Annotated in this window: 19 protein-coding genes; 12 read left to right on the forward strand and 7 right to left on the reverse strand. The window is 72.7% G+C overall.

Annotated features, from left to right (window positions below; translation table 11 throughout):
* Nucleotides 1-93: 93 nt before the first annotated feature.
* A complete protein-coding gene (locus G7Z13_RS22695) occupies nucleotides 94-813 on the reverse strand; it encodes a DUF6542 domain-containing protein (protein WP_166002075.1) in 720 nt (239 codons plus the stop codon).
* A gap of 165 nt (nucleotides 814-978) precedes the next feature.
* On the opposite strand from G7Z13_RS22695, the gene ychF reads away from it, so the two are divergent.
* On the forward strand, nucleotides 979-2,067 hold the full coding sequence (ychF, locus tag G7Z13_RS22700) for a redox-regulated ATPase YchF (RefSeq protein WP_166002076.1): 1,089 nt from the start codon (nucleotides 979-981) through the stop codon (nucleotides 2,065-2,067).
* A 58-nt stretch (nucleotides 2,068-2,125) separates the two neighbouring features.
* On the forward strand, nucleotides 2,126-2,869 hold the full coding sequence (locus G7Z13_RS22705; RefSeq protein WP_166002077.1) for an SDR family oxidoreductase: 744 nt from the start codon (nucleotides 2,126-2,128) through the stop codon (nucleotides 2,867-2,869).
* Nucleotides 2,870-3,024: 155 nt separating this feature from the next.
* On the opposite strand, the gene G7Z13_RS22710 is transcribed toward G7Z13_RS22705, so the two are convergent.
* Nucleotides 3,025-4,014, reverse strand: coding sequence for an alpha/beta hydrolase (locus G7Z13_RS22710; RefSeq protein ID WP_166002078.1), 990 nt, complete (start codon nucleotides 4,012-4,014; stop codon nucleotides 3,025-3,027).
* Between the two features lie 208 nt (nucleotides 4,015-4,222).
* On the opposite strand from G7Z13_RS22710, the gene G7Z13_RS22715 reads away from it, so the two are divergent.
* The 10 genes from G7Z13_RS22715 to G7Z13_RS22760 all read left to right on the forward strand — a co-directional run bounded on the left by G7Z13_RS22715 (nucleotide 4,223) and on the right by G7Z13_RS22760 (nucleotide 12,764).
* Nucleotides 4,223-4,477 carry an acyl carrier protein gene (locus G7Z13_RS22715; RefSeq protein ID WP_166002079.1) on the forward strand — a complete coding sequence of 85 codons (255 nt, stop codon included), beginning with the start codon at nucleotides 4,223-4,225 and terminating at the stop codon, nucleotides 4,475-4,477.
* Between the two features lie 49 nt (nucleotides 4,478-4,526).
* Nucleotides 4,527-5,342, forward strand: coding sequence for a hypothetical protein (locus G7Z13_RS22720; RefSeq protein ID WP_166002080.1), 816 nt, complete (start codon nucleotides 4,527-4,529; stop codon nucleotides 5,340-5,342).
* Entirely contained in the window at nucleotides 5,335-6,525 is a 1,191-nt protein-coding gene (locus G7Z13_RS22725) for a beta-ketoacyl synthase N-terminal-like domain-containing protein (RefSeq protein ID WP_166002081.1), read from the forward strand. Before G7Z13_RS22720 ends, G7Z13_RS22725 begins: the two co-directional genes overlap by 8 nt.
* Nucleotides 6,522-7,301 (forward strand): enoyl-CoA hydratase/isomerase family protein, encoded by a 780-nt coding sequence (locus G7Z13_RS22730; protein WP_166002082.1) that lies wholly within the window; start codon nucleotides 6,522-6,524, stop codon nucleotides 7,299-7,301. Before G7Z13_RS22725 ends, G7Z13_RS22730 begins: the two co-directional genes overlap by 4 nt.
* Before the next feature lie 61 nt (nucleotides 7,302-7,362).
* Nucleotides 7,363-8,088: a 4'-phosphopantetheinyl transferase superfamily protein gene (locus G7Z13_RS22735; RefSeq protein WP_166002083.1), complete on the forward strand. Its 726-nt coding sequence runs from the start codon at nucleotides 7,363-7,365 to the stop codon at nucleotides 8,086-8,088.
* Nucleotides 8,089-8,197: 109 nt separating this feature from the next.
* Nucleotides 8,198-9,682 carry an MFS transporter gene (locus G7Z13_RS22740; RefSeq protein ID WP_206313127.1) on the forward strand — a complete coding sequence of 495 codons (1,485 nt, stop codon included), beginning with the start codon at nucleotides 8,198-8,200 and terminating at the stop codon, nucleotides 9,680-9,682.
* Nucleotides 9,683-9,817: 135 nt separating this feature from the next.
* Nucleotides 9,818-10,849 carry a phosphoribosylglycinamide synthetase gene (locus G7Z13_RS22745; RefSeq protein WP_166002084.1) on the forward strand — a complete coding sequence of 344 codons (1,032 nt, stop codon included), beginning with the start codon at nucleotides 9,818-9,820 and terminating at the stop codon, nucleotides 10,847-10,849.
* 185 nt (nucleotides 10,850-11,034) lie between these two features.
* Nucleotides 11,035-11,613: a DUF1062 domain-containing protein gene (locus G7Z13_RS22750; RefSeq protein ID WP_166002085.1), complete on the forward strand. Its 579-nt coding sequence runs from the start codon at nucleotides 11,035-11,037 to the stop codon at nucleotides 11,611-11,613.
* A gap of 227 nt (nucleotides 11,614-11,840) precedes the next feature.
* Nucleotides 11,841-12,014: a hypothetical protein gene (locus G7Z13_RS22755; protein WP_166002086.1), complete on the forward strand. Its 174-nt coding sequence runs from the start codon at nucleotides 11,841-11,843 to the stop codon at nucleotides 12,012-12,014.
* A gap of 36 nt (nucleotides 12,015-12,050) precedes the next feature.
* Nucleotides 12,051-12,764 carry a response regulator transcription factor gene (locus G7Z13_RS22760; RefSeq protein WP_166002087.1) on the forward strand — a complete coding sequence of 238 codons (714 nt, stop codon included), beginning with the start codon at nucleotides 12,051-12,053 and terminating at the stop codon, nucleotides 12,762-12,764.
* Between the two features lie 211 nt (nucleotides 12,765-12,975).
* Here G7Z13_RS22760 and G7Z13_RS22765 read toward each other — a convergent pair whose 3' ends face one another.
* The 5 genes from G7Z13_RS22765 to lysX are packed head-to-tail and all read right to left on the reverse strand — an operon-like array spanning nucleotide 12,976 to nucleotide 21,152.
* The gene (locus G7Z13_RS22765; RefSeq protein ID WP_166002088.1) at nucleotides 12,976-14,031 is read right to left on the reverse strand and encodes an acyl-CoA dehydrogenase family protein; all 1,056 of its coding nucleotides are present in this window, start codon (nucleotides 14,029-14,031) and stop codon (nucleotides 12,976-12,978) included.
* Between the two features lies 1 nt (nucleotide 14,032).
* Nucleotides 14,033-15,187: an acyl-CoA dehydrogenase family protein gene (locus G7Z13_RS22770; protein ID WP_166002089.1), complete on the reverse strand. Its 1,155-nt coding sequence runs from the start codon at nucleotides 15,185-15,187 to the stop codon at nucleotides 14,033-14,035.
* Nucleotides 15,188-15,196: 9 nt separating this feature from the next.
* Nucleotides 15,197-19,147: a non-ribosomal peptide synthetase gene (locus G7Z13_RS22775; protein ID WP_166005215.1), complete on the reverse strand. Its 3,951-nt coding sequence runs from the start codon at nucleotides 19,145-19,147 to the stop codon at nucleotides 15,197-15,199.
* A gap of 5 nt (nucleotides 19,148-19,152) precedes the next feature.
* Nucleotides 19,153-20,277, reverse strand: coding sequence for a M20/M25/M40 family metallo-hydrolase (locus tag G7Z13_RS22780; protein WP_166002090.1), 1,125 nt, complete (start codon nucleotides 20,275-20,277; stop codon nucleotides 19,153-19,155).
* Nucleotides 20,274-21,152, reverse strand: a complete 879-nt coding sequence (gene lysX, locus G7Z13_RS22785) for a lysine biosynthesis protein LysX (RefSeq protein ID WP_166002091.1) — start codon at nucleotides 21,150-21,152, stop codon at nucleotides 20,274-20,276. The genes G7Z13_RS22780 and lysX overlap by 4 nt, the downstream gene beginning before the upstream one ends.
* Between the last annotated feature and the right edge of the window lie 91 nt (nucleotides 21,153-21,243).

Consider the following 21,243-nt stretch of genomic DNA (forward strand, 5'->3'; position numbering starts at 1 on the left):
CCGTCAACACCAGGCAGCAGCGGCGCTATCCGCTCCCACGCCGCATCCGTCAACTCACCCCGACCCACCACAAGATCGATTATCAGACAGGACCTAGGCGCCGGTGGCCGGCCGGCGGCGGGCCACCGCGGCCCGCTGGGCCATCAGCCTCACCTTCCGCACGGTGACGATCGAACCGACGATCAGCGTGCCGCCGTACAGCCAGCCGGCCTGCGTGGCCAGCGCGGTGAACAGGGCCATGAGGCGGGAGCCGAAGCCGTCGGCGTGGGTGATCGGGAACAGGCCGAGGGCGAAGGCGATCGGGACGACGACCGGCGCGGTCACCAGGTCGCCGCGGCGCACCCAGAGCCCGGTCAGCACGCACACCGGCAGGAACAGCACGCCGTACACGAGGGGCGAGGCCCCGAAGAGCAGCCGGTCGAGGAAGCCGAGGGTGAGCATCAGCGTGCCGCAGAACAGGCCGCAGCCCAGCCCGGTCAGCCGCGGATTGGGCAGCCGGCGCGGCGCCCGGGCGGGCGGGGGAGCGGGCCGGCGGACGGATGTCGCGTCCCGCTGCGGTGCGGGCCGCCCGGACCGTGCCGGACGGGCCGGCGAGGCCGGCCGCGCCGGCGGCCGCGGCGGCTGCGAACGCGGCTGCCGGGGCTGCTGTGCACCTTGCGGCGGCTGTTGCGCGCCCTGCTTCGGCTGCTGCGAGCCTTGCCGGGGCGCGGGCGGACGGCCCCCGCCGCCTCGTGTCGCCTGCGGCGGCAGGGGCGGCGAGGTGCCGCGGCGCGGTCCGTGCTGCTGAGGGGAACGTGTCCTGTGTTGCTCCACTGGCCCAACTTAGGTCGTTTTATGTGCCGAATAGCCCGTCCGACACGCCGTGCGCCCGGCTCGGCGCAGCGTCCGACGCATCGCCGGTCCCCGACAGGTACCCCGTAGACTGGTGGATCGGCCCACTCTGCCAGTCCTCATCTCTCACGTACGGGAAGTCGCAACGTGTCGCTCACGATCGGAATCGTCGGTCTGCCGAATGTCGGCAAGTCGACCCTGTTCAACGCCCTGACCAAGAACGACGTGCTGGCGGCCAACTACCCGTTCGCCACGATCGAGCCCAACGTCGGTGTGGTCGGCGTCCCCGACCCCCGCCTGGCGAAGCTGGCCGAGATCTTCAAGTCGGAGCGCGTCCTGCCGGCGACGGTCGACTTCGTGGACATCGCGGGCATCGTGCGCGGGGCGTCCGAGGGTGAGGGCCTGGGCAACAAGTTCCTCGCGAACATCCGCGAGTCCGACGCGATCTGCCAGGTCATCCGCGCCTTCAAGGACGAGAACGTCGTCCACGTCGACGGCAAGGTCTCGCCCAAGGACGACATCGAGACGATCAACACCGAGCTGATCCTCGCCGACCTCCAGACCATCGAGAAGGTCCTGCCCCGCCTCCAGAAGGAGTCGCGGATCAAGAAGGACGTCGCGCCCAAGGTCAAGGCCGTCGAAGAGGCCAAGGAGATCCTGGAGAGGGGCGACACCCTCTTCGCGCACGGCATCGTCCAGGGCAGCGAGCGCGCGGAGCTCCTGCACGACCTGCACCTGCTCACCACCAAGCCGTTCCTCTACGTCTTCAACGTCGACGAGGACGAGCTGACCGACGAGGACTTCAAGAACGAGCAGCGCGCCCTGGTCGCCCCGGCGGAGGCGATCTTCCTGAACGCCAAGCTGGAGGCGGACCTCGCCGAGCTGGACGAGGCGGACGCGATGGAGCTGCTGGAGTCCGTCGGCGCCACCGAGCCCGGCCTCGCCACCCTCGCCCGCGTCGGCTTCGACACCCTGGGCCTGCAGACCTACCTCACGGCCGGCCCCAAGGAATCCCGCGCCTGGACCATCAAGAAGGGCGCCACCGCCCCCGAGGCCGCCGGAGTCATCCACACCGACTTCCAGAAGGGCTTCATCAAGGCCGAGGTCATCTCCTTCGACGACCTCGTCGAGGCCGGCTCGGTCGCCGAGGCCCGCGCCAAGGGCAAGGCGCGCATGGAGGGCAAGGACTATGTGATGCAGGACGGGGACGTGGTGGAGTTCCGCTTCAACGTGTAGCGGCGGCCGGTCGTGCGGTCCGGGCCCGTGTGGAAGATCTTCGACGTACGATCATCGCATGACGCGCAATGTGGTGATCAGCGGTGGGGGAACGGGGATCGGGCTCGCGGCCGCGCGGCAGTTCGCGGCGGGCGGGGACCGGGTGCTGCTGCTCGGGCGGCGGCGTGAGGTGCTGGAGAAGGCCGGGGTGCCGGGCGCGCTCGTGCACGCGGCCGACCTCACCGAACCCGCGGACGTGCGGGGCGTACGGGAGTTCGTGACCGCGGAGCTGGACGGGCGGGTCGATGTGCTGATCCACAGCGTGGGCGGCAACGGCGCGCTCGAGCCCCCGGCCGCCTCGGACGATCCGCTGGATGCGATCGCGCACGACTGGACCGTCAACTTCCGCATCAACACGCTCACGACCGCCCTGCTGACGGAGGCGCTGCGCGACCATCTCGCCTCGCCCGGCGGCCGCGTGCTCTTCCTCAGCTCCATCGCCGCCTACCGCGGGTCGAGTTCGAGCCCGTACGCGGCGTCGAAGGCCGCGCTCCACCCGTACGCCCATGAGCTGGCCCGGGTCCTGGGCCCGCGGGGGATCACGGTGAACCTGGTGGCGCCCGGCTACATCGAGGACACCGGGTTCTTCGGCGGGCGTCCGCCCGAGGACCGGCGGGCGATGTGGATCGCCGAGACCTCCAACGGGCGCGCGGGCACCCCCGAGGACGTCGCCGAAACCCTGCACTGGCTGGCCTCTCCCGCCGCCGGGCACATCACCTCGCAGGTGATCCAGGTCAACGGCGGGGCCGAGCGAGGGCATTGAGCCCCAGGGCGGGCCTGCAGATTTCGGCTCTGCGGGCCCACCTGAGCATGCGGCAGGGCTCCTGGTCGGTGAGCCGGCGAGCGTGATCGTCGCCGGTGGACCGACCCAGGAGCCCTGCCGCGTCGTGGGATCTGCCGGCGGGTCGCCGTCGTCGCTCAGATACCGGTGGGCACCGCCTGGTTCGCCGTCAGGACGGGGACGTTCTCGTCGCCGGCGTTCAGGCGCTGCCGCAGGTAGCCGGCGATCAGGGCCAGCGCGTCCCGGGACCGCTGGAGCTTCGCCGCCACCGCCAGGAATCCGTGCGGCAGGCCCTCGTAGTCGTGGTGCTCGACCGGTACGCCGGCGGCGGTGAGCGCCTTGGCGTACGCCTCGCCCTCGTCCCGTACGGGGCACAGTTCGGCGGTCAGTATCAACGCGGCGGGAAGTCCGCTGTGGTCGGCCGCTTTGAGCGGTGAGGCATACGGGGAGTCGCCGTCGGCGGGGTCGGCGAGATAGTGATTCCAGAACCACGCGCTGGAATGGGCGTTGAAGAACATCGGGTCCTTGTTCTCGCGCATGGACTTCGACGCCATATTGTTGTGCAGCGGCGGATAGACCAATACCTGGGCGGAAAGCTCCGGCCCTTTCTCGTCCCGCGCCATCAGGGCCATGGTCGCGGCCAGATTGCCACCGGCGCTGTCTCCCGCGACGGCGATGCGGCGATTGTCCGCACCGAACTCGGCGGCATGTTCGGCCGCCCATTTCACGGCGGTGAAGCAGTCGTCGACAGCCGCCGGGAAGGGGTCCTCGGGTGCGAGCCGGTAGCCCACGGACACCACGACGCAGGGCACCATGGTGGCCAGGGCGCGGCAGATCGAGTCCGAGGTGCTCAGGGAGCCGACGACGAAGCCGCCGCCGTTGAAGTACAGCACCATCGGCAGCGGTTCGTCGCTGCGCGGGCGGTACACCCTGACCGTCTGCGGGCCGGCCGGGCCGGTGAAGTCCACGTCGAACACCTCTTCCGGGTGCTCGTGCCAGTCCCAGTTCGCCGCTTCGGTCTCCGCATCCGCGCGGCGGGCCTCTTCCACCGACATCTTGTACAGCGGGGTGAATCCAGTCACCTCGCGATAACGCCTGATCATCGCGTAGGTCGGATCGAGCGGCATGGGAAACTCCTCAAACTCTCCGCCATTGTTTCACAGCGGACGGTATGATCGTCCCCTCATTCGGCGCGTCCGCACGGGGATTGTCCGGGAAGCAGCATTTCGCTGACCATTGCCTTCCCGAGTAAGTCTCCTGATTACTGCGGGGCACCCCCTCCCCTGCCAGACTCGGTCACGTTCAGTGCCTGTTCGGCTATCCCAAGGAGGGGAAATGTCTGACATTCTCGATGAAAAGCTCGTCAAGGCTCTCAGGGGCGTCGCCGAACTGCCGGAAGAATTCGAGATCACCGGCGAGCAGAACCTCAGGTCCGAGCTGGGCATCGATTCCCTGGGGATGATCGACCTGGTGATGCACGTGGAAGAGGCGCTCGGCATCAAGATCGGCGAGGACTCCATCGGCAACTTCGCCACCGTCGCCGACCTTCAGCGCCATGTCCGCGAACTGTCCGCGACCCCGGTCTCCTGAGCCTCCCCGTCCCTCTTTTCGCAATCAACCTGAATCAACGGAGTGCCGTGTGTTCGAGTTCAGTCTCCGTCAGGTCGCGCTGTGCGGACAGCAACCCGGGGAAGAGCCAGGAGAACTGGCCGAACCTCCGTCGGATCTGGCCGCGACCATCGGAACCATCGGTGACCAGTTCCGCGACTCCTTCACCCGCCTGTGCCTGTACCTCGCCCGTACCCACGACGACGCGCCGCAGACCCGCACCGACGACACCGTGGTGATCGGCACCGAGTACGGCAACACCGCAGCACTGGCCCGGCTGCAGCGACGGGCGGAAACCGACGGCAGGATGCTGTCCGCCAAGCACTTCCCGAACGCGACATCGAGCTCGGCGTCGGCCTTCGTCAACCTCGGCATCGGCGCCACCGGCCGGAACCTGACGCTCAACGCGGGTCTGCTCACCCCCGTGATGGCGATCTGGCAGGCCCTGCTCGCGCTCGCCGTCGACCGGTCGTCGACCAGCAAGGTGCTGGTCGGCGACGTCTACTCCCCGGAAGCCCTGCTGGACGCCGGGCGCGAACCCCACGGCCTGCGCTGCCGGTCCGGGGTGACCCACGCGACGTTCGTCAAGGGCGGCGAGTTCCGCGCGGAGTTCGACTTCACCCCCGACGGCGACGAGAGCCCGGAACCCGGCGGGCGGATCGGGGCGCACCGGTCCGACGACCGCAACGGCGCCTTCGTCACCGCCGAGTTCCTCGAACTGATCACCACCTTGGACGTAGGTCAGCGGGCCGTGCTCACCTGCCGGGGCCCGCGCGCCCGCCGCGGCGCGCTGACCGTCACCAGGCAGAGCGCCGGCACGGCACACAACGGAGGCCGCGGTGAATAGGTCAGCACGCATCTTCGTCACCGGTCTGGGGATCATCTCCCCGGCCGGCGCCGGCACCACCCCGTTCTGGGACGACCTGTGCGCGGCACGGAACCGGTTCACCGACCTCACCCCGCTGTATCCGGGCATGAAGGCGGGCACGCTCGGCGGCCGGGTGCCCAAGGACGCCTGGGACATCGCGCTGGAGCAGGTCAGCGAGCGCACGCGCGCTCGGCCGCGGGCCGCCTCGGTGTTCGCCGAGTACGCGGCCCTCGAAGCGCTCCGCGACGCGGGCCTGGAACGCGGCGACGACCTGGTGCGCGACGCCGTGGTGTGCATCGGCACCAGCGACGGTCAGGCCGACGCGCTCGAGGACCTCGTCGCGGGCCGCAGGGACATCGACGAGACGGGCGGCTTCTCCAGCTACTCGATCACGGAGGACGTCGCGACGGCCGTCGGCGCCCGGGGGCCGGCGTTCACCACGCAGAGCACCTGCGCCTCGGCGAACGTCGCGGTGTCCTGTGCCATGGAGATGCTGCGCAGCGGTGTCGCCGACACCGCCGTCGTCGGCGGCTGCGATCCGTACTCCGAGAAGAACATCATCGGGTTCAGCTCGCTGCAGACCATCGGCGCCCAGCGGTGCCGGCCGTTCTCCGTCGACCGGCGCTATGTGACCCCGTCCGAGGGCGCCGGCGTCCTGGTGCTGCAGACGGAGGACGCGCTGCGCCCCGGACAGCAGCCGTACGCCGAGCTCCTCGCGACGGCGATCAGCAACGACGCGAGCCATCCGACGGCACCCGACCGCGACGGCGTCGAGGCGTGCCACCGCCGCGCGCTCGCCGAGGCCGGGATCACCGCCGACGACATCGACGTGATCTTCGCGCACGGCACCGGCAGCCGGGCCAACGACGCCGTCGAGGGCGGCATCTTCACCGAGGTCTACCCGCGCGCCGCGGTCACCGCGATCAAGGGAACGGTCGGGCACCTGATGGGCGCGGCCGGCGCGGCGGGCGCCGTGGCGTCCTGCCTGACGATGCGCCACCGGCTGGTGCCGCCGACGGCGGTGGACGCCACGGAGGTCGACGGCGGTCTGAACCTGGTCACCGGTGCGCCGCTGGCGATGCCGCGGCTGCGGTACGTGCAGAACAACGCGTTCGGCTTCGGCGGCAACAACGCCATCAGCGTCTACCGGAACGTCGCGTGAACCCGCCGCTGCGCCTGACCCGCGACGGTCCGCTCGCCATCCTCACCCTGGACAGCCCCCCGCTGAACCTGTTCGACCTCGCGATGTGGGAGGCCTGGGAGGCCCAGCTCGCGCGGCTCTCGGACGATCCGCCTCGCGCCCTGCTCGTCAGGGCGCAGGGGCGGGTGGTCAGCGCGGGCGTCGACGTGCGGGTGTTCGCCGACACCGACCCGGCCGACGCGGAGTCGTTCTGGGCGCGGCAGCTGCGGATCACCCAGGTGCTGGAGGCGCTGCCGTGCCCGACGGTGTTCGCCGCGCACTCGCTGACGCTGACGGCCGCGTTCGAGCTCGCGCTCGCCTGCGACCTGATCGTCGCGACGGGCTCCGCGAGGTTCGGCCTCGTCGAGCGCAAGGTCGCCTTCACTCCGGCCATGGGCGGCACCCAGCGACTCGCCGAGCGCGCCGGCCCGGCGCGCGCCCGCGAGCTGGTGATGACCGGCGACCTGTACCGCGGCTCGGAACTCGCCGCGTGGGGTGTCGTCAACGCGCTGTTCGAGCCCGCCGGATTCCACAAGGCCGCGCACGCCTACGCGATGCGGCTGGCCACCGGACCGAGCGTGGCGCACGCGGCGACCAAACGGATCGTCCGCGCCTACCTCGACGGCGGGGTCCCGGCCGCCGACGAGGTGCTCGCCTCGACCGCGGCCGAGGTGGTGCGCACCGAGGACCACCGCGCGGCCGTCGCGGCGTTCCTGGCGGAGGGCCCGGAGCACCGCACGGCCTACCTCGGCCGCTAGAAGCGGCCAGGAAGGCACGAGCACCGGCAGGAGTGAGTCCACGTGAAGGAGCGGAGCGTCCATGGCTGACGTCTGGTACGTCGGCGTCGACCAGGTGCCCGAATCACTCGCCGTCCTCCTGGACGAGCGCGACCGGGCCCGCCACCGGCGGATCGCGGTCCCGGCGGACCGCAGGCGTTCCCTCGCCGCGTGGGTGCTGGCGCGCCTCGTCCTCGGTGCGGAACTGGGCCGCGATCCGGCGTCCCTGCGGTTCGACCGGACCTGCGCCCACTGTGACGACCCGGCGCACGGGAAGCCGGTCGTGGAGACGTCCGGCCCGCGGCCGGACTTCTCGCTCGCGCACAGCGGCTCGCTCGCCGTGCTCGCCGTCGCGGACCGGGCGGTCGGCGTCGACGTCGAGGACGCCACGGCCAGGGAGCAGCCGCTGGTCGCGGCGCTGTCGGCGCGGGAACGCGCGAGCTGCCGCACCTACGCGGACTTCGCCCGGCTGTGGACGCGCAAGGAGGCCGTGCTGAAGGCCGTGGGGAAGGGGCTGGCGGTGCATCCGCGACACGTCGAGGTGCACGGCACGACGCTGCTCGCGCTCCCCGCGGCCCTCGGCCGCCCGGCGGACTACACGCTGCGCGACCTCCCGCTGCCGGCCCCCTACGTGGGGTCCGTCGCCGCGCGCGGCTCCCGGCTGTCCTGGTCCGTCCGCAGCGGCGAGAGCCTGGTCCGCCGAGCCGCGCGGCTGTGTCAGGAGCGTCCGGTCCCGGCAGTCCCGGCAGGGACCGCCGGTCCGGAGTAAGCAACCGTCACCCGACCGCGGGCGGCCCCGGCCCCGGGGACGCCCGCGAGAATTGCGAGCCATCATGTCGCCCACCCCGTCCGTAGACTCACCGAGCACCAGCGACAGCGTGGATCCGCCGGCGACCCGAGCGGACGACACCGCCGAGCCCCGTCCCGCGAAGGGCCCCGCGGAGGGCCCCGCCAAGAACCCCTTCGCGGCGATCGTGCACGACAAGGTCATGCGCGCCCCGCTGTTCTGGAGCGTCGTCGGCCGGCTCCCGATCTATCTGATCTCCGTCTCCATGGTGGTCTTCACCGCGTCACGGGGTCTCAGCTACTTCCAGGCCGGCCTGCTCCTGTCCGGGTACAGCCTGGGCGGGGCGTTCCTCGCGCCGTTCGTCGCCCGGGCCGTCGACAAGTACGGGCAGCCGCCCGTGCTGCTGGTCACCGGCGCGGTCTATCCGCTGGCCCTGATCGGCCTCGTGGTCGCCGACCCCGAGGCAGTGGTCCTGCAGCTGGCGTGCGCGGTCGTCGCCGGTGCCGCGATGCCCCCGCTCAGCGGCTGCATCCGCTCCCTGTGGAGCGCGCCGGGCAACACCGAGCGAGTGGGCCTCTCGCTGGAGGCGGTGCTGGGCGAGGTCTTCGTGATCGGCGGACCGCTGCTGTTCAGCCTGGTGCTGATCTGGGGCAGCGCGGGTGCGGCGCTCGTCGTCGGTGCCGTGCTCACCAGCGTGGGCGCGATCGGGTTCGCGACGACCCAGGCCTCGCGGGAGCGGCGGGTCGACACCGGCACGGGCAAGCGCGACCCGCTGGGCGCGCTCCGCTCCGCGGCGCTGGTGCGGCTGCTGGTCCTGCTGCTCGTCGCCGGATGCGCCACGGGCGCGTACAGCGTCGCGGTGCCGGCCTTCGTCGAGGAGCACGGCTCCGCCGGCCAGATCGGGCTCGTCTTCGGCGTGTGGGGTGTCGGCGGCATCCTCGGCGGGCTCTGGTACGGCAGCCGCACCATCCGCATGCCCGTGGAGGCCGTCTTCGCCTGGGGCCTGCTCGCCCTCAGCGCCGCCTCCGGGCTGGTGCTGGCCGCCTGGGACAACTGGTCGATGAGTGTGGCGCTCGTCGCGCTCGGCCTGCTGCAGGCACCGGTGACCGCGCTCTCGTACGAGCTGATCTCCCGTACCGCGCGGGCGGGTTACGTCACCGAGGCGTACACCTGGGCCATCACGGTCAGCGTGGGCGGCTCGGCGATCGGCTCGCAGCTGGGCGGCCTCGCGCTCGGCGCGTACGGCACCTGGGCGCCGTTCTTCGGAGCGGCTGTCACCATGCTCGGGGTCGCGGCGCTGGCCTTCGGCGCGCGCCGGCTGTTCGCGGAGCGGACCGAGGGCGCCGAATCTGCGGAGACCGCCGGGTCTGCCGAGGCCGCCGGGTCTGCCGAGGCCGCCGGGTCTGCGGAGACCGGCGGGCCTGTCGAGCCCGCCGGGCGGGACGGGGCCGGCGAACGGGATGAAACGGCCGGGCGAAATCAAGCCGGCCAGCGGGGTGAAGCGGCCGGGCGGGCCGGCGCCACCGAGCAGAATGGCGCCACCGAGCGGAACGAGGCCGCGACGTCGGCCGGCTAGCCTCCGCCCTCGGCGCCGGGCACCCCCGGCGGCGGACACGTACGGCGTCCGCGCGAGGGAAGCGGAGGGAAACCCGGGAAACACAGGTAATCCGAAGGGAATTGCGGGGGAAGTGGCCCCTGCACACTGAGGCTCATGCGCGCACACTCCGCGAGAAGCTCCCAATTCAGGCTGCTGCTGGTCATGCCGCATCACCAACTGGTGCGCAAGGGAACCGAGCTGGGAATCCGTATCTGGTCGTTGTGGGATCCCGCGCAGCTTGACGCGGATATGCGGTCGCACCTCGAAGAGGTCTCCGAGGAACTGCTGCTCACCGATTTCGGCGACGAGAGCGGACTGTGCGAACTCATCGCGCGGACCGCGCGGACCCACGACCTCGACGCGATCCTGCACTGCGGAGACGGCAGTTCGGTCCTCCCGGTCGTCCGGGAGGCGTGGCGGCTGGGCCTGACCCCGAACGCGCCGGAGGTCTACGAACGGCTCCAGGTCTGCGAGTCGGACGACTGGATCCCCGCGGAGGCGCCCAGGGTGAGCGTCGAGACGCTGACCGTGGACGGCACCCACCACGTGCTCGGACTGACGGCCCAACGCACCACCGGGCCACCGGACTTCCACCTGACCGGTCACCTGCACCCGGCGCCGCTGGACGAGGCCGTGCGCAAGATCATCGAGGTGGAGGTCGTGGACCTGCTGACCGAGAGCGGATACCGGTCCGGACCCGCCCACACACAAGTGGCGCTGCTGCCGCTCGGGCCGCGGATCGTGTCCTGCCGGGCGCACCTCGGCGGCGACCGCATCCCGCTGCTGATCGACATCGCGCGCGGCTTCGACCCGGAGGCGGCGGTCTTCGCCGGCCTGCTCGGCAGCCGGCCGGTGGTGGGGCCCGCCCACCGGTACGCGGAGGTCGGCTTCTTCCTGCTGCCCGAGGGACGCCTGGAGACGTACACCGGCACGGAGCTGATCGCGGTGACCCCCTGGGTCCGCGGCGCCCGCTTCCCCTACCGCACCGGCGACTGGGTCGCGCCGGTCGGCGACCGGCGCAACCGCCGTGCGTACGTGGTGGTCGAGGGAGCGACACCGGAGCTGACCCGGGTGCGGGTGGCCGACGCGCGCCGCGACCTGGTCACGGACATCCGCCCGGCCGGCCGCGGTCCCGCGTCCGGGTAAGCGGGATACGCAGACGCAGCGGACGCATGTCATCGCCCTGTGTCGTGCCGGTTGATCCGCACGCGGACGCGCGGGGCGCCAGCCCGTCCGTAACGTCCGTCGTACTTGCCGGCACACGGCCGACACACGTCGCCCGGGGTCCCCGGTGACGATGTGCCGATCGCTCAACAGTATCTGGCGGTGAAATGTCCGAAACCCAGTCGAGCAGTGTTGCTGTCATCGAAAAGTGGGTGGTCAAACCTGTCCGTCTCCCGCTCATTCGCCGCCGCTGCCACGTGTGCGCGTCCGACACGTTCCGGACGACCGGCAAATTCCGCGCCAACGCCAATCACAAACTCATCGACATCTGGCTCCTCGCCCTGTGCACGGGGTGCGGGGACACCACGAAGCTCACGGTCATGGAACGCATGAACGTGAGATCCGTACGCCCCGACGTACTGGACCGCGTGCACGACAACGACCCCGGCCTGGCCGCCGAGTTGCTGAACGACCCGGCCCTGCGGCGCCGCAACCACATCGACCTCGACTGGTCGGACGCCTGGCGCCTGGAGACCGGCGGACCGGCCCACCCGGACCGCGAGGTCGTCGACGTCTCGGTCCGGTTCGCGGCGCGCATACCCGTCCGGCCGACGCGGCTGATAGCCGAGGGCTGCGGCCTCACACGGGCCGGCGTCGAGAAGCTGATCAACGACGGCAAGCTCGTCTCCTCCGTCCGGCTGAGCGGGAAGCTCTCCGACGATTTCACCTTCACCCTCAAGCGCTGAGTCTGCGCGCAGGGTGAGACAACGGGGCCCCTGGGCCGCCGGGTCGAGGCGTCGAACGCCTCCCCGACGGCCCAGGGGCCCCGTGCGTCGCACCGCGTATTCCACCGCGCTCGCCACCCGTGCCTCACCGGGGGGATCGGGCGGGTGTCGAGAGGGGAACGGGCCGGGAAGGAAGATCGGCAGCATCGGCGCAGTCGAACATCCGGTCTCCACGAAGGAGTCAGCTCATGCGCCGTCTCGCTCTGTCCGCCAGCCCGGCCCTCGTCCTCAGCGCGCTGCTGGGCGGCCTCACCGCCGCCCACGCCGCCCAGGCGCCGGTGACGGTTCAGCAGCAGGTCATGGCCGCCGAGGTGCCGGCCGACACGGTCACCGAGCCGCGCAACAACCACGGCAACGACTGAGCCTCGTTAGTTCCCAGGCCTCGGAGGGGCAACGCAATGACCATCAGGGTGCTCATCTGTGACCAACTGCCTGTCATCGCGGATGGTCTCAAGACCCTTCTCGACGCGATGCCGGAGATCGACGTGATCGGCACCACCCACAACGGCATGGAAGCCATGGTGCTGGTGCGCACCATGCGTCCCGATGTCGTCGTGACCGATCTGGAGCTGCAGACCATCTCCGGCCTCGAACTGATCCGGCGGCTCGGCAAGGAGGAGGATTCGCCCAACGTCGTCGTGTTCACCGCGTCCCAGTCCGACAAGACGGTCAGCGACGTGCTGCACGCGGGAGCGAGCTGCCTGCTCGGCAAGGCCGCCAGCCCGCAGGAGCTGATCGCCGCGATCCAGGCGGCGGCCGCGGGACAGACCCTGCTCGCGCCCAGCATCGCGGAGCGGCTGGTCAGCTGGTTCCGCGCGCAGCCCGAGCCGCAGGAACCGGTGGCCTGCCCGGAGGTGACCGAACTGACCCCGCGGGAGCGGGAGGTGACCCGGATGGTCGCGCTGGGCATGTCCACCGAGGAGGTGGCCAGCGAGCTGATCATCGGCGAGGCCACGGTCCGTACGCATCTGTACCGGGTGCGGACCAAGCTCGGGGTCCGAGACCGCGCCGAGCTGGTGTCCCTGGCCTACCGGACCGGTCTGATCCACTCGGGGGAACAGTCGTTCGGCGGCGAGCCGGCGCTGTCGCAGGGCGGCCTGCGCGCCAGCTGAGCCGCGGTCCGCAGATGCTCAGCCGCGGTCCGCAGACCCGTTCAGCGGCAGATCCGCAGATCCGCAGGTCGGCCAGGCAGCGGGAGAGCGGGAGAGCGGAAGGGCGCGCAGGCGGCGGGGACGCAGAGGGTCGCCGGGGTGCGGAGGCTCCGGCGGCGCGGAGGACCGAGGGGGCGCCGGAGCGCCGGAGCGCCGGGGCGCCCCCTTCGGCTCACGCCGGGAACCCCGCCGCCGCCCGGTTCCGGCGCGCCGCGCGGACGCGGTCCGCGCCGACCGCCCGCCACAGTGCGGCGGGGTCGCCGTACCGGGCGGACTCGGCCGCGGCCAGCCGGTAGTACCGGTGCAGGCCCAGTTCCGCCGTCATCGCGCGCACTCCGCAGCTCTGCATGCTCAGCCGCACCACGTCGCGGGCGGTCTCGGCGGCCATCGCCAGGGCCGCGGCCGGCGCGGTGCCGACCGCCTCGGGCTCGGAGTCGGCCAGCCAGGCGCCCCGGTACACCGCCGCCCTGGTGGCACGCACCGCCACCAGGGCGCGCGCCAGTGGGAAGGAGACGGCCGGCAGGTCGCGCAGCCGGGTGCCGAACTGCCGCCGGAACCCGGCGTACTCGACCGCGGTGCGGTGCGCGCCGGCCGCGATGCCGAGCAGATACCCGGCCTGCCGCAGCCGTGCCCGGGACAGCGGGCCGGTGGGGGAGTCGTCCAGCGGCCCGGCCACGTGCGCGGCGGACACCGGCGTACGGTCGAGGCGGACGGCCGGCGGCCAGCAGGTGTCGTCGACGTCGACGCCGGCCGCCCCGCGCTCCACCGCGACGAGCACCGGCCCGTCGCCGGTCCGGACGGCTACCAGGACGCGGGCGGCGGCGGGGTCGTCGACCGTGGCCGTGCCGGTGAGTTCCCAGCCGCCCGGCACCGGGGTCGCGGTGACCCGGTCACCGGCCGGCAGCGTCTCCAGCCCGGCCAGTGCCGCGCCCGCCGGGTGGCCCAGCTCGGCCGCCAGCGCGTCGGCCCGGTAGGAGTTGCCGCGGGCCGCGCGGCCCAGCTCCTCGCTGACCAACACTCCGGCGGTGAGGCCGAGACCGAGGCCGCCGGCGGAGACGGGACGTTCGAAGTCGGCCGCGTGCAGGGCGTCGAGCACGGGCCGGGTCGGGCCGGAGGCGCCGTCGGTGACCGGCGCGCCGTGCAGGTCCCCGCGCGCCTCGACGCCGGCCAGGCCCTTGCGCAGTGCCTTGCGCAGTTCGGTCAGGAGCGGATCGGGGTTCAGGTTCATGTCAGTGCTCTTCCTGTCCGGCGGAGTCGAACGCGGCGGTCACGATCTGGAGCATCACCTCGGAGGTGCCCGCCGACAGCGTGAGCCCCGGGGCCTCCCGGTGGGCGGAGTCCAGGATCAGCGCCTCCCTGGTGCGGCCGGCCCGCTGTGCGGGGGTGGGGATGCCGACCGCCCAGGTCGCCACGGACTGCGCGAGTTCGCTGCTGTGGTACTTGGCGACGGCCGCCGCGAGCTGGTCGACCCGGCCGGCGGCGAGGCCGGTGAGGACCTCCCAGGACAGCACGTGGTCGGCCGTCAGCGCCCCGTGCCAGCGGCCGATCTGCTCCAGACGGTCCTCGTGGCCGGAGTCGGGGTCGGCGTCGAGCAGCGCGTCGAGTGCCGCGTCGAACCAGCGCTCGGCCTTGAGGTAGTAGTCGAGGCCGGTGCGTTCGACGGCCAGGGCCTCGTTGAGCAGCGGCCAGCCGCCGTCGCGCGGCCCGATCAGGTTGCCGCCCGGTACCGGGACCGAGTCCAGGTCCACCCGGTGGAAGTGCTCGTCGCCGATGCCGGGGATCACCGACACCGTGACGCCGGGGGCCGTCATGTCGACCAGGAACAGACTGATGCCCTGGTACTTCCCCGCGCCCGGCGTGGTCCGGGCCGCGCACAGCCCGAGGTCGACGAAGCGGGTCTTGAGACTGAACACCTTCGTCCCGGTGATCCGGTAGTCGTCGCCCTCGGGCTCGGCCACCGCGCGCAGCGCCCCGAGGTCCGAGGCCGCGTCCGGCTCGGTGTACAGCACCGAGGCGAAGCTCTCCCCGCGGGCCAGCGCCGGCAGGTACCGGCGCTTCTGCTCCTCGCTGCCCGCCATGAGCAGGAACTGGCCGACGATCTGGATGGTGTTGACGTGGAAGGTGTCCGGCACGCCGGCCCGCACCAACTCCTCGGCCACGATCGCCGCGTCGGTCGGCGGACGGCCCGCGCCGCCGAACTCGACCGGCCAGTGCACGGCGAGCAGGCCCAGCCGCCCGAGCAGCCGGTACAGCGGACGGGCGTCCGGCTCGACGCCGTGCGCGCCGGTGGCCTGTGCCGCGGCGGCGCGTACCTCGGGGGAGCGCAGCGCCTGCCGCACCTGCGCCCGGAACGTCTGCTGGTCCTCGGTGAATGCGAACCGCATGGGGTCTCCTCAGCTGGGCAGCGTCGCTTCGAGCGCCGCGACGACCCGGCTCAACGCCGGTTCCGTGAACAGGGTGTAGTGGTCGCCGGGCACGTTCTCGGCCCGGAACGGGCCGGTGCACACCGCCCGCCACTGCTCTTCCATGGCGATCCGCGGCGAGGCGGTGAGCAGGGTGACCGGTCCGCCGTACGGGCCCGGCGGGCGGTACTCCTGCATCGCCAGGGCACAGAACCGGAAGGTGCGGTAACTGCCGGCCAGCTCCCCGCCGTCGATCTCCGGTTCGATCCGGTGCGGGTCGCGTCCGGTCAGCCGGGCGAGGTCGCGCACGAAGCGCTGCCGCACCGTCGCCTCGTCGAGCGGCGCGGAGTCCTCGTCGTAGGCGGAGTCCAGCAGGACGACCGGGGGGCGCTGCCCGGTCTTCTCCTCGATCTGCCGGGCGACCTCGAAGGCGAGCACCCCGCCGTACGACCAGCCGGCCAGGCAGGTCGTGTCCGGCAGGCCGGTCTCCAGCAGGTGGTGCGCGATCCTGGCGGCGGACGCGGCGAGGCCCTCCCGCACCGGCAGCGCGCTGTCGTCCGGGTCGGCGGCGAACCCGCTCACCGAGACGGACTCGCGCAGCGCCCTGACCAGCGGCACGTAGCAGAACAGGGCGCCGCCGGACGGGTGCATCAGGATCACCTGGGCCGGGCCCGAGGCGCGCATCACGACCGGTGCCCGGCCGGCCGCCGGGCGGGCGGCGCGGTGGGTGTCGACGGCGGCGGCCAGCCGGGCGACGGTGGGGGAGGCGAAGAAGTCGCCGAGCGCGATCTCCACCCCGAAGCGGCGCTTGATCGCCGACATGAGCTGGACCGCCTGCAGGCTGTTGCCGCCGGCCAGGAAGAAGTCGTCGTGCACCCCGATCCGGCCCTCGCCCAGCAGCGGGGCGACCACCTCGCGCAGCAGGCGGCGTTCGGTCGCGGTGAGCGGCCGGCGCTCGCCCGGCTCCTCGCCCGCGCGGCTCGGGTCCGGCGCGGGCAGCCGGCGCCGGTCGACCTTGCCGCTGCTGGTGACCGGCAGCTCGTCGAGGACCACGAACCAGGAGGGGATCATGTACGAGGGCAGCAGCGCGCGCAGGTGTTCGCGCACCGCCGGCAGCTGCTGCTCGGTCACCCCGGTCAGGTAGCCGACCAGGTGCTTCGCCCCCTTGTCGTCAGTCCAGGCCTGCACGCTGACCGGCCCGATGCCGGAAAAGCCGGTGAGCGCCGACTCCACCTCGCCGAGTTCGATCCGCAGGCCGCGGATCTTGACCTGCTGGTCGATCCGGCCGAGGAAGACCAGCCGGCCGTCCGGCAGCCGCTTCACCAGGTCGCCGGTCCGGTACAGCCGGCCGCCGGGCGCGGTGCCGAACGGGTCGGCGATGAACTTCTGCGCGGTCAGCTCGTCGCGGTTGAGGTAGCCGCGGGCCAGTCCGGCGCCGCCGATCACGAGTTCGCCCGGCACGCCGACCGGCACCGGGCGCAGCTCGCGGTCGAGCACGTGCGCCACGTGGTTGGCCATCGGCAGGCCGATCGGCGGCGAGGTCTCCCAGCTGCCCGGGCACTCCTCGACGATCATGGTGACCGTGCACTCGGTCGGCCCGTAGCCGTTGAACAGCCGGCGTCCCGGGTTCCACCGGTTCACCAGCTCACCGCTGAAGCTCTCGCCGCCCACGAACGCGATCCGCAGGTCGGTGAACTTCTCCGGGGCGAGCAGCGGCATGACGGTAGGGGGCAGGTCGATGACGGTGATGCCGTGCCGCTCCATCAGCGTCTGGAGCCGGTCGACGGACAGCCGTTCCTCGTCGGTCGCCAGGTACAGCCGCGCCCCGGTCAGCAGGGCCGAGAACGTCTCGAACACGGAGACGTCGAAGGTGGCCGAGGCGAAGCCGAGCACCCGGTCGGCCGGTGTCAGCTCGAACAGCTCCCGGGTGGAGTCGATGAAGTTGACCACGCCGCGGTGCTCCAGCAGCACGCCCTTCGGCTTGCCGGTGCTGCCGGAGGTGTAGATGACGTAGGCGACGTCTGCGGGCCCCGCCGCGAGCGGCGGGTTGTGGCCGGGCAGCGCCGCGAGTTCGGCGCGTACCTCGTCCAGCGTCACGACGGGCGCCCCGACCTCGCGCACGGCCTGGGCGGCGTCGGCGTGGGCGACCACCACCCGTACGTCCGCGTCGGCGGCGATCTCCGCGACCCGCCCGGCGGGGCTCGCCGGGTCGAGCGGCACATAGGCCGCGCCGGTCTTGAGCACCGCGAGGATCGCGGTCGGCAGGTCCAGGGTGCGGCGCAGGCACAGACCGACCCGCGTGCCGGGTCCGGCGCCCCGCCCGCGCAGCAGGGCGGCGAGCCGGTTCGCCCGGACGTTCAGTTCGGCGTAACCGGTCTCGACGCCGGCGACGACGACCGCGACGCTGTCCGGGGCCTCCTCGACGCGCGCCTCGAACTCCCGCACCACGGTGGACTCGCGGACCGGCCGCACCGGTCCGGTGCCGACCTCGGCCAAGAACGCGAGGTCCGCCGGGCTGAGCAGTTCGGCGGCCGACAGCGGGGCGTCCGGATCGGCGGTCAGGGAGTGCAGCAGTGTGTCGTAGTGCCGGGCGAACCGGTCGATGCTCCCGGCGTCGAACAGGGCGCTGTCGAAGTCGACGACCAGCGACCCGTCGGAGCCGGGCTCCGGCGGACAGGTCAGGGCCCAGCTCATGTCGGTGTGCGAGACGTCCGTGCGGACGGTCTCCAGCGAGGTGCCGAGACCGGGCAGGCCGGCGACGGCCTCCGCGTCCCGCACGCCGAACGCGATCGGGAAGAGCGGCGGGCGCGACGGGTCGGCGACCGGTTCGACCGCCTCCACGAGCCGGTCGAACGGCAGGCCGCCGTGGGCCGACGCCTCGGCCGACTCGTGGGCGACCCGCCGGACCAGGGTGCGGAAGGCGGGGTCGCCGGAGAGGTCCGCGCGCAGCACCCGCAGCTCGGTGAAGGGCCCGACGGTGCAGGCGAGGGCGGGGTGCCGCCGGCCGGTGTCCGGGGAGCCGATCACCAGGTCGGCCAGGCCGCAGTACCGGTGCAGCAGGGTGAAGAACGCGGCGGTGAGCACGTCGGCGGTGGTCACGCCCTCCTGCCGGGCCAGGTCCGCCGCCCGCTTCAGGGCCTGCCGGCCGACGGCGAAGCGGCGGCTGTCACCGGCACGGCCGCGGGTCTCACCGCGGGGCCGGTCGGCCGGGAACTCCATCGTCTCGGCGCCGGCCAGCCGCTCACGCCAGTACGCGGTGAGACGGTCCAGGTCGTCGGCGCCGCGCCGCTCGCGCTCCCACAGCGCGTAGTCCGGGTACTGCACGGCGACGGCGGGCAGCCGGGCCGGGCCGCCCTCGCGCGCGCAGCGGTAGAGCTCGGCGAGGTCGCGGACCAGGATGCCGTGCGACCCGGTGTCGCAGTGCGGGGCGGGGATGTCGAGCAGGAACAGGTGGTCGTCCGCCGCCACCCGGACCAGCAGCGCGCGCCAGGCCGGCGTGCCGGACGGGTCGTACGGCTCGCGGATGCGGCGCGCGATCAGTTCCCGCGCGGCCCGCAGCCGCCGGTCGTGGTCCTCGCCCTCGGCCTCGATCAGCGGAAGCCGGACCGGGACGCCGGCCGCGACCACCTGGACGGGGCCGTCCTCGTGCTCCACGATCGTGGTGCGCAGCGCCTCGTGCCGGTCCACCAGCGCGGCCAGCGCCGAGTGCAGTGCGTCCCGGTCCAGGTCGCCCCGCAGGCGCAGCAGCAGGGGCGCGCCGGCGGCGGGGCCGCCCGGCACGGCACGGCCGAGGAAGCGGAGCGACTCCTGCGCGGGCGACAGCGGGGCCGGGCCCGTGTGGCCGCGCGCGACCAGGGCCGGTTCCGCCGCCGCCAGCTGTCGCAGCCGGGCCAGAAAGCTCGCGCGGCGTTCCGCGGGCAACGCGGCCAGGCGCTGGGTCATGTCGGTCACTTGATGCTCCTCAGCGACGGGGGCGCGGCGCTCACCCGCTCGTCCGGGCGCCCGGGCAGGTGTGCCAGCTCCGCGATGGCGGTGGTCAGCACGTCGATGCCGCGCAGGTAGTCCGCGAGGACGATGTGCTCGTCGTCGGCGTGGTCGAGGCTGCTGTCGCCCGGACCGTAGGTGGCCATGGGGATGTCCCACTCCTCGGCGAGGGTGTTCATGTCCGAGGTGGCCGTCTTCAGCACCAGGCGCGGCTGGGCGTGCAGCCGGCGGATGCCGGTGACCAGGGCGCGCACCACCGGGTCGGCGCGGCCCACGCGGCAGGCGGAGACCGCGTTCAGCACCTTCAGCTCACCGGCGGTCAGCCGCTCGCGCAGCTCGCGCACCAGCTTGGCGTCGTCGAATCCCGGCGGGGTGCGGATGCTGAGGTCCATCGTGGCCGTGGTCAGGTCGGCGTTGAGCCGGCACAGCGTCGGGCCCGGCCGGTCGAACACGGCGTGGCTCGCGTCCGGTCCGAGCAGTTCGAGCAGCGTGGTCCAGCAGGCGGCGGCCAGCTCGGACGCCTTCGGCACCGGGTTGCTCGGGTGCGTGGCCGGGCACTTGACGGTGTAGCGCAGGTCGAGCTTGCCCTTGTAGCCGAGCACCACGCCCGCCCAGCCGCTCGGCTCGCCGATGATCAGCGCGTCCGGCCGCTCGTGGCGGGCGCGGACCGCCATCGCTCCCCGCGAGCCCGGCGTCTCCTCCTCGACGACGCCGATCACCACGATCCGGCCGGGGAAGTCCACCGCGCCGGCCGCGGCGCAGATCATCGCCGCCAGCGGCCCCTTCGCGTCCACCGCGCCGCGGCCGTACAGCCGGCCGTCCTCGGACCGCACCGGCACATGGCCCGAGACGGTGTCCATGTGCCCGAGCAGCATCACGGTCGGGCCGTCCCCGCGCTCGATCACGCCGATCACGTTGCCCACGTCGTCGATGTGCGCCCGGAAGCCCAGGCCCGTCATCGCCTCGGCGAGGAAGCCGGCCAGGTCGCGCTCGTGGTACGACGGCGAGGGCGTCTCCAGCATCGTGCGCAGCAGTCCGGCGGCGTACGTCTCGGTCACCGCGCCCGAGGCGGTGCGGGAGCGGTTCATCGCTGTCCCCGTTCCAGCAGGTGGTCCAGGATGCGGTCCGCGACACTGACCCGGTCGCCGAGGACGGACTGGAAACCGGAGAACTCCACCCGGTGGTTGACCTCCAGGACCAGCAGCCGGCCCTCGCGGTCCTCGATCAGGTCGACGCCGGCGATGTCCGCGCCGACGGCGGTGGCCGCTTCGAGGGACAGCTTCTCGATCTCGGCCGTCACCTCGCACGGCTGCGCCTGCCCGCCGAGCGCCACGTTGGTGCGCAGGCCCTCACCGGTGCGGTAGATCGCGCCGGCGACCTGGCCGCCGATCACGATCACGCGGATGTCCCGGTCCGGCTTGTCGACCAGCTCCTGCACATACGCCAGGTGCGACTGCGGGCCGGACAGCGCGCCGGCGTACTCCAGCACGCTCTCCGCCGCCACCGCGTCGGGCAGCTGGACCACCAGCCGGCCCCAGGAGCCGACCAGCGGCTTGAGCACCGCCGGGTAGCCGAGGGAGTCCAGGGCGGTCAGGGCGGCCTGCGGGGTGAGGGCGAGCGCGGTGCGCGGCGTCGGCACGCGGGCCTCTGCCAACGCCTGGGAGGTGAGCCACTTGTCGCCGCACACCTCGGTCGCGGCCACGCTGTTGACCATGTCGACCCCCGCGGCGGCGAGGCAGCGCGCCGCGTACACCGCCCGGGTCTGGCCGATCTCCCGGTTCAGCGCGAGGCGCCAGGGCAGCTCGCGCTGCCCGACCGGGAACCACTGCCGCCGCGGGTCGATGTGCTCGAAGAGGACACCGCGCCGCTCGAAGGCGTCGAACAGCCGCTTCTCGTCAGCGCCGATCCTGCTGGCGAGCACGGCGATGCTGCGGGCGTCTGGGCGCTCGGGCGTTGCTGACACATGACCTCCGTATAACGGACCCTGGTTGGCCGGCGGCAGGGCGGGCGTGCCGCGTGGAGGAAAAAAATAGGCGGGCTGGGACGGCCCGCGC

The sequence above is a fragment of the Streptomyces sp. JB150 genome (genome assembly GCF_011193355.1).
Lineage (GTDB): Bacteria > Actinomycetota > Actinomycetes > Streptomycetales > Streptomycetaceae > Streptomyces.

Coding starts and splice junctions, on each gene's coding strand:
- G7Z13_RS22760 (WP_166002087.1), top strand. CDS start 12,051: ATGACCATCAGGGTGCTCATCTGTGACCAACTGCCTGTCATCGCGGAT.
- G7Z13_RS22705 (WP_166002077.1), top strand. CDS start 2,126: ATGACGCGCAATGTGGTGATCAGCGGTGGGGGAACGGGGATCGGGCTC.
- G7Z13_RS22770 (WP_166002089.1), bottom strand. CDS start 15,187: ATGCGGTTCGCATTCACCGAGGACCAGCAGACGTTCCGGGCGCAGGTG.
- G7Z13_RS22710 (WP_166002078.1), bottom strand. CDS start 4,014: ATGCCGCTCGATCCGACCTACGCGATGATCAGGCGTTATCGCGAGGTG.
- G7Z13_RS22745 (WP_166002084.1), top strand. CDS start 9,818: ATGCGCGCACACTCCGCGAGAAGCTCCCAATTCAGGCTGCTGCTGGTC.
- G7Z13_RS22735 (WP_166002083.1), top strand. CDS start 7,363: ATGGCTGACGTCTGGTACGTCGGCGTCGACCAGGTGCCCGAATCACTC.
- G7Z13_RS22780 (WP_166002090.1), bottom strand. CDS start 20,277: ATGAACCGCTCCCGCACCGCCTCGGGCGCGGTGACCGAGACGTACGCC.
- G7Z13_RS22750 (WP_166002085.1), top strand. CDS start 11,035: ATGTCCGAAACCCAGTCGAGCAGTGTTGCTGTCATCGAAAAGTGGGTG.
- G7Z13_RS22715 (WP_166002079.1), top strand. CDS start 4,223: ATGTCTGACATTCTCGATGAAAAGCTCGTCAAGGCTCTCAGGGGCGTC.
- G7Z13_RS22775 (WP_166005215.1), bottom strand. CDS start 19,147: ATGACCCAGCGCCTGGCCGCGTTGCCCGCGGAACGCCGCGCGAGCTTT.
- G7Z13_RS22755 (WP_166002086.1), top strand. CDS start 11,841: ATGCGCCGTCTCGCTCTGTCCGCCAGCCCGGCCCTCGTCCTCAGCGCG.
- G7Z13_RS22765 (WP_166002088.1), bottom strand. CDS start 14,031: ATGAACCTGAACCCCGATCCGCTCCTGACCGAACTGCGCAAGGCACTG.